The sequence below is a fragment of the Thermosipho sp. (in: thermotogales) genome (assembly GCF_020054775.1).
Classification (GTDB): Bacteria; Thermotogota; Thermotogae; order Thermotogales; family Fervidobacteriaceae; genus Thermosipho; species Thermosipho africanus.
Genome location: NZ_JAIHAP010000097.1, coordinates 1 through 5,724 on the forward strand (window position 1 = coordinate 1; position 5,724 = coordinate 5,724).

Sequence of the window (5,724 nt, forward strand, 5' to 3'; positions counted from 1 at the left end):
TTTTTTGTTTCTTGCCCTTCCTTGGACAAGGATTTTCCCTTAGCGCTAAGGATTTTCATAAATATTATCGAACAGTTTTCCAAAAACTTTAGTATTTTTTATATCTTCTTTTAATTTTTTCTTTTTTTGAACATAGCTAAAACTTCGCTTAAAAATACATACTCCCTTTTGACACATTCAAAGGATATTATGGTTTATATAGCGCTTCTCTTTCAAAAAGTGTGGTTAGATAATTGGTAAACTTAATTTCACTCCAGATTAATTATTTGCTATTTTCGTAAGAGAACTATCTTCCTTATAACTTTCATCCCTCATAATTCCTCCTATAAAACTCCAAATACTCTCCTGTTATACCCTTCTTTCATACATATTTTTCCTAAAAAATTCCTCAATTTTAATTACTTTTCGATTTTTTTAAGAATTATTTCGATTTTCAAAAAGCATTTTGTATAATTATTCAATATTTTAGTTCTTTTTCTTCTTACCTTATTTCCCTTGAACCCTTTTCGGGGTGTTTCCTTTAGTTAATCGTTGTTTTGGCCTATTTTTTTAGTTGGTATTCTTTCTCAGCTCCTTTTAACATTATTATCTCTTCATCCATCAAAATTCTATCCACGCCTGTCATATGCTCTTTAATATATGCTGTCTCCCTTTTTATCTCTTCTATCTCCTTAGGTATCAAAGCAACATTAGCATCTTCCATACCTATCTCCTATATCTTATGATTATATAAAACATTCGTTTTTGGTTATATAATAAAGTTACAACATCCTCTGCTTCTTACAGGCGGCAGGCTCAATTTTGGACAACGTCCGCGGACATATGAAGTGCAAGGCGTCGTCGTTTGTCCTATGTTAGCGGAAGTGCCTACTTTTTTCATGGTAAGGAGATAGTCAAACCTGAATTTGGTCCAGGTGGTATACCTAAAGCTGGTTCTACCCCTTGCGATTTTCTGAGGTCTTCCAACAAAGCTTGCGGATCAATTCTCCTTCCAATCATTGCTTGGGACTTTTGGCGTGGCTGTTGAACTTGCTTCCCTCTATACACTACAACTTCACTGATCCCCTCAGCAATTGCTCTTGCACATATTCCGCGTGCGTAAAAACGATTGAATTCACCTTCAGCTAGCGTTTCAGGAGCATTCACAGGAACTTCGGCTTTCGTTATTCCTCCACTTCGCAATCTCCTTTCCTCCTCTGATTCCATATAACGCTGCTCATTTAACTGAGCAGCTAACCAATCATCATTGTGACCAACGATAGCATCTATAAGAAGTTCAGCCCAATTAGATTTTCCATTGGAATTCAAACGAGGGCTTATATATAGGGTTCCCTCCTTAACATCCATTTCCAATTCCTTGAGCATAAACTTGCGTGTTTGATCATCAAGATTTTTATATTGTATGGCCATGTTATTTTCTCCTTTTTCCCATTAAATTTATTGGTTCTCTTCCAAAAAGTGTGGGTAGAAAAAAATATGAACAGATGATTAAATAATCTGATATCATTTTAGAAAAATAAAAAAACTGATCTCTACACTTATCCAAAAGCTACTTTTGTTACAAGAGAAGCCTTTTCAACCGCTGTTTTTTAAAAAACATCTTGTTATTAATTTCATTCCCTAACGCAGATTTTTTTCAAAATTTTGAATGACATCATATACATTATACATTACATCTTTTTGTTCCTCGGTTATATTAGATATTCCCAAAAATATGACTATTTTCTCCCCTATTTTTTTGATATTCATATTGGATTCTATACTCTTTATGTCCTTCTCCAATTTATTCCTATAATAATTTAAATTTACAATCTTAATCAAAGAGATGTATAGATTTTCTGCTCCTATTTTCTATTTCCTCTTCTATAGCTTTTTGATAAGCTAATTTTTTGAAACCATCCGCATTTATGCCTTCTGTAATATATTTTTAAATTTTTATCTGATATTTCAAAGATGCTGTATTTACTAAACGAAAAAAATTCACTTAGCAATAGCAATTGGAGATTTTGATTTTAACTTGATACGCTCTTCAAGTTTTTCTTTTGCTGTAAATTGCATCGGGACTTTGCTTTGGGCTTCCTTCAGATTCCACCTCACGATGGATACCCTTGCCTTAACTAGTAGTTCCTGCTACCTGACCCACAACAGACTTTCACCGCTTAGCTATTGCCCATGCTGGGCGCACGTGGGAGAGTGCTTCGCCCTGCAACCTACCGATAAGGATGATTGTATTTTCATTGCCTTTTAATTTTTCTTTTTAGTCAATTGTTTATCCTATTTTTATCGACTGAAATTGAGAAATTTTTAGCAGATTTTTTTGTAAGTGAAATTTCTGCCTTAAATTATTACTAAAAACTGTTGCTTTTAATTTTTAGGAAATGCGGTGGGAATCTTCTCCAATTTATTGGAGAAATGAAAACCGTTTTAAGTTATTGCTATGGCTAATCGAATACTGATTCTTTCCACTAATTGCTTAGTTCTAGTTTTACTTCTTTAGCCACACCTATTTAATACATCTTGAATTTACTATGTTTTTTTACTAACTTTATTGAATAATTAATCAAATATTTTTAGGAAGAAACATTTTCTTTAATTAATCATTGAATATCCTAACAAATTTTTATTCTCCATATTTTTGTAAAAAATAATTGTAGGCATCCTCAATTCTTTGATCCTTAGCGTTGCTTCTTGTAATTCTAAAAGAAGATGGCCCTTTATAATCTTTACTTAGAATGTGTCCTTTACCCATTAATTTCCTTCGTATTTCATAGTAGTATTTTTCAGGATTATCACAAAAATCTTCATATTGAAAAATTATTTTCTTATCCTCTTTTACTTTTTCTAATCCCTTTTTTACAGCTTTATTTATATAATATATTTGACCTGCAGTTTGTAAGATTGGGTCTTTCATTTTAATTAGCTCATTATATTCTGGTATCTTAAATGAATACCATTTTTCAACATCACCATATTGCCTTATTCTAGCTTCTAAAGCAGATTCTATGTTAGTTAAGGGGTCTCTTTTTGTGTATATAAATAATGCATTTTCGAATATCGTATCTAAAAAATCTATATTATAATTCATTATCAAAGCTTTCAAAGCAAAAGGTTTTTCAAAAACATTAGCTATACCATAAAGTTCTTTTTTTAATAATTCTATATTAACTTTTTTCTTTAGTTCAAGTGATGGTAGGTAATCCAGATCCCCAAAAGGTAAAAATCTTCTCCAAAAATACCAAAATTCATTAGGGGCCACTGCACCCTTTGTTTTTCCATTTTCAGATTCATAGTTAATCTTTGAATCAAAATCTAATATTTCATTCCTATAGTTGTATTTCTCGTCAGTCAGTAATCTTTGAATTTTGGCTCCTACAATAGGAGCTTTATAAAATCTTGATAATAGATTAGTAGGGTAAGCAAATTCATTAGTATTTGCCAGCCATTGTAAAACTAGTGTTGTCCCAGATCTATGGGGTCCTACTATAAATAATAGAGGTAATTCTGGAAATTCATTTTTTAATAATTCTTTTTCACTATTCCATAGATCATTATTAACTTCTTCTAAAAAAATCTCAAGGTTTTTATTTCTTTCAAATTCTTTTTTTCTCTTAGAATCGTTTCCCACAAGTTTTATCCCCTTATGTCAAAAGTATTTTGATATTTCATTTACTATAAACTGCATATGTTCTAAATTGTATCTTTGGTCGCAGGGTAATGGCAGAATATTAGAAGCATATTTGTATTCTATCGAACTATTAGGCATCTCTTCGAGCACATTTCCCCATAATGTAGGTATATAGATTCCTTTTTTTGCCAATTCTTTTTTTATTTTTATCCCATTTTCAATATACAAAGGATAAGCGAATGGCCCGACAATATTTTTTGTTTTTACTTTATTATACTTGTCAAGATTTTCTTTTAAATACCCGTAATTTTTGTTTCTAATCTCAAGAACCCTTTCATAATCAATTGCACCCAAGATATTATGAGTTAATTTTGACATATATTTTAGAGATAAACTTTCTAGCTTTTTTTCATTCATTTGAAATTCGTTGTAATAATCAGAAGCTTTTCCCTCATATCGTCCAAGTAGATGTTTCATTCTATCTTTAGATTCATCAATCTCTATTTTTTCATTTAATTTAACATTTGTAGAAAGGTAAGCTCCATCAGGGACCCCAAAAAACTTTCGACAAGAGTATATTGTATCAATGTTTTTTATTGGACTTTGAAAAAAAGAGTGTGTATTATCTAAAATTATTCTGCCATACTTTTCTTTTAATGATATTACTAGCTCTTCTTCTAAAAACCCATAATAATTTACTATGTATAAATATTCATCAGAAGAAAGCTTTTTGCTAAAAAACGGAGTAAAATCAGAGTTAATATTGTAATAATCATAATTAAATTTATACCTATTTAGCATATTACTTATAGAATCACATAAGTAATACGGAATATATAATTTTTTTATATTTCGAGCTTTCAATACATAATACAATGCATTTCTGCTTGTATTTAAAGCAATTAAGTTTTTATAATATTCATTTTTTATTAATTCTTCTAACTCAAAGTATCCACCTATTTCTTTCATTTTTTTCACCTATTGTAAAGTATATTGGTCTAACATTTCTTGTATCTTTTCTCTTGAATTGAACATCATTACATCAATAATGGATAAATTTTCTTCAAATTTATTTCTCTTTTGATCATATTCGATTAATTTCATTTCATGAAATTTTAAGTCTATTCCTTCTTTCATATATTTTTCTTTATGAAAAAATGATTTACCTCCGGGAGGATTCCAATATTCAGTAACTTCTTTCATTGATTTACAAATATTCAAAGCCCATTCATCTGGGGCGTTAACTTGTTCTATGACAAGGTTCATTTTTGAATATATCTCAATTGGAGTTTTAATTTTTAAGTAATTACAAACCACGTTTAATGAAAATAAATTCAAATCAACAATACTGTTATATTCTTGAGAAAATACTTCCTTTAAAATTCCAATTACATTTAAATAATAAGGTGCTGATTTCTTATAATGTTGAAGTTGAGCTAAAATCTTTTCTTTCCAAGCTTGATCATTGTCAATTAGAATATCTTTAATTATAGTTTCTCTGGAATGCTTTTTTAATGGAACTTTAATATATTGCCATCCCTCAGACGGCTTTAATATTCTATTTCTCTCTATCCAACCATGCCTGATAAATTGTACTGTATCAAATAAAATAAACATGTCAGTATGTTTTATTAAACTGAAATAGCCCAAATACGGGAAGAAATATGGTTGCATAATAGCTAATTTCATTTAACCACCTCTCAAAGAAAATATTTAATGTCGTTTTTAAAAACATTTTACTCACTAAAAGATGTTTTTTCATATAACCTTCATCCCCCATAATTCCTCCTATAAAACTCCAAATACTCACCTGTTATAACCTTCTCTATCCATTCTTTGTTTGTAAGGTACCAATCTATCGTTCTTTTTATTCCTTCTTCAAACTTTGTCTCTGGTTCCCAACCTAACTCTTCTTTTATCTTTCTTGGGTCTATTGCGTACCTTCTGTCATGGCCTAACCTGTCTTTCACATGTTTAATCAATCCTTCGTTTATCTTTTCGTCTTTTGTTTTTTCTTGCAAGTATTCTATTATCGTTTTCACTATCTCTATGTTTTCTTTTTCGTTGTGTCCACCTATGTTGTATACTTCTCCACTTCT

General features: G+C 30.2%; 6 protein-coding genes. All 6 read right to left on the reverse strand.

Going from position 1 to position 5,724, the window contains the following annotated elements; translation table 11 throughout:
• Positions 1 to 541 precede the first annotated feature (541 nt).
• Positions 542 to 703 carry a hypothetical protein gene (locus JG780_RS10345; RefSeq protein ID WP_158584878.1) on the reverse strand — a complete coding sequence of 54 codons (162 nt, stop codon included), beginning with the start codon at positions 701 to 703 and terminating at the stop codon, positions 542 to 544.
• 173 nt (positions 704 to 876) lie between these two features.
• Positions 877 to 1,182 carry a hypothetical protein gene (locus tag JG780_RS10350; protein WP_121567479.1) on the reverse strand — a complete coding sequence of 102 codons (306 nt, stop codon included), beginning with the start codon at positions 1,180 to 1,182 and terminating at the stop codon, positions 877 to 879.
• 1,438 nt (positions 1,183 to 2,620) lie between these two features.
• Positions 2,621 to 3,625 (reverse strand): sulfotransferase, encoded by a 1,005-nt coding sequence (locus JG780_RS10355; protein WP_287570562.1) that lies wholly within the window; start codon positions 3,623 to 3,625, stop codon positions 2,621 to 2,623.
• Between the two features lie 18 nt (positions 3,626 to 3,643).
• A complete protein-coding gene (locus JG780_RS10360; RefSeq protein ID WP_287570563.1) occupies positions 3,644 to 4,594 on the reverse strand; it encodes a hypothetical protein in 951 nt (316 codons plus the stop codon).
• Positions 4,595 to 4,603: 9 nt separating this feature from the next.
• On the reverse strand, positions 4,604 to 5,314 hold the full coding sequence (locus JG780_RS10365; RefSeq protein WP_287570565.1) for a WbqC family protein: 711 nt from the start codon (positions 5,312 to 5,314) through the stop codon (positions 4,604 to 4,606).
• An 80-nt stretch (positions 5,315 to 5,394) separates the two neighbouring features.
• Positions 5,395 to 5,724: GDP-mannose 4,6-dehydratase (locus tag JG780_RS10370; RefSeq protein ID WP_287570566.1), on the reverse strand; the 330-nt coding region annotated here is incomplete at its 5' end.

Bases quoted from the DNA above. Each gene is read 5' to 3' on its own strand.
- JG780_RS10345 (WP_158584878.1), bottom strand. From the start codon at position 703: ATGGAAGATGCTAATGTTGCTTTGATACCTAAGGAGATAGAAGAGATA.
- JG780_RS10360 (WP_287570563.1), bottom strand. From the start codon at position 4,594: ATGAAAGAAATAGGTGGATACTTTGAGTTAGAAGAATTAATAAAAAAT.
- JG780_RS10365 (WP_287570565.1), bottom strand. From the start codon at position 5,314: ATGAAATTAGCTATTATGCAACCATATTTCTTCCCGTATTTGGGCTAT.